Here is a 1,296-nt window from a genome sequence, read left to right on the forward strand (position 1 = left end):
ACCGGAGCGGCCGAGCAGCCCGACGATCTCGCCTTCGCGCAGCGACAGGTTCGCGTCGTCGAGCACGAGCAACTCGCCCTGCGACTTGTTGAAGCCGCGATTCACATGTTCGACGCGCAGGATTTCCTCGCCGAGGCGCGGCGGCTGAAGCGGCTGGGACGTCTGGACAGGGGCGTTGATTACGGTCTGGTTTTGCATCGCGCTTACTCTCAATCGAGACGGAGCCGGGATTCCGCATAGGCGTACATCGGACGCCACAGCAGACGGTTGAACAGGGTAACGAACAGGGACATCACGGCGATGCCCAGGATGATCTTCGGAAAATCGCCGGCGGCGGTCATCTGTGCGATGTACGAGCCGAGGCCATGCGCGACGACCCTGGTGTCGCCCCACTGCACGAACTCCGACACGATGCTCGCGTTCCACGCGCCGCCGGATGCGGTGATCGCACCGGTCACGTAGTACGGGAAGATGCCGGGCAGCATCGCCTGCCGCCACCACTGCCAGCCGCGAATGCGGAAGTTCTTCGTCGCTTCCTTGTAGTCGTTCGGATAGGACATCGCGCCGGCGATCACGTTGAACAGGATGTACCACTGCGTGCCGAGCACGATCAGCGGCGACAGCCAGATGTCCGCGTTCAGATGGAAGTGGACGATCACGATCACGAACACCGGGAACAGCAGGTTCGCCGGGAACGCGGCAAGGAACTGCGCGAGCGGCTGGATCTTCTCGGCCAGCGCGGGGCGCAGCCCGATCAGCACGCCGAGCGGCACCCAGACCACCGACGCGATCGCGATCAGCACCAGCACGCGCAGCAACGTGATCAGCCCGAGCACCAGCACATGGCCGACCTCGGCCGTCGTCACGCCGGTCGCGACGAAGCTGACGACGCGCCACCCGACGTACACGGTCAGCAGGATCACGAACGCGCCCCACACGATATCGCCGACGCGCGACGAACCGCGCGCCGACGTGCCGCGCGAGCGCTTGCTCGTGAGCGCCGGCACGCGCAACGGAATCCGCGCGGCCTGCGACAGCAGCCAGCCGGCCGGCACGAGCAGCTGGTGGATCAGGTGCGTGCGGCGCAGCATGTCGAGCAGCCAAGACTGCGGCGCATCGCCCGACGCGGTGTTTTCCATCCGGAACTTGTCGGCCCACGCGACGAGCGGGCGGAACAGGAACTGGTCGTACGCGAGGATCACGACCGACATCGCGACGATCACCCAGCCCACCGCGCCGAGGTTCTGGTCGGCGATCGCCTGCGCGAGATACGCGCCGATGCCCGGCAGCGTGATC

1 protein-coding gene and 1 pseudogene are annotated in these 1,296 nt (G+C 66.4%); both read right to left on the minus strand.

The annotated features are described in order from the left end of the window. Positions 1-198, minus strand: a pseudogene (locus U4Z31_RS36875) (nitrate ABC transporter ATP-binding protein); the annotation flags it as partial. An 11-nt stretch (positions 199-209) separates the two neighbouring features. After that, positions 210-1,296, minus strand: a 1,087-nt coding sequence (locus U4Z31_RS36880) for an ABC transporter permease subunit (protein WP_321812984.1), incomplete at its 5' end; no start/stop codon positions are given.

Source organism: Burkholderia sp. BCC1985 (genome assembly GCF_905339915.1).
Taxonomy (GTDB): domain Bacteria; phylum Pseudomonadota; class Gammaproteobacteria; order Burkholderiales; family Burkholderiaceae; genus Burkholderia.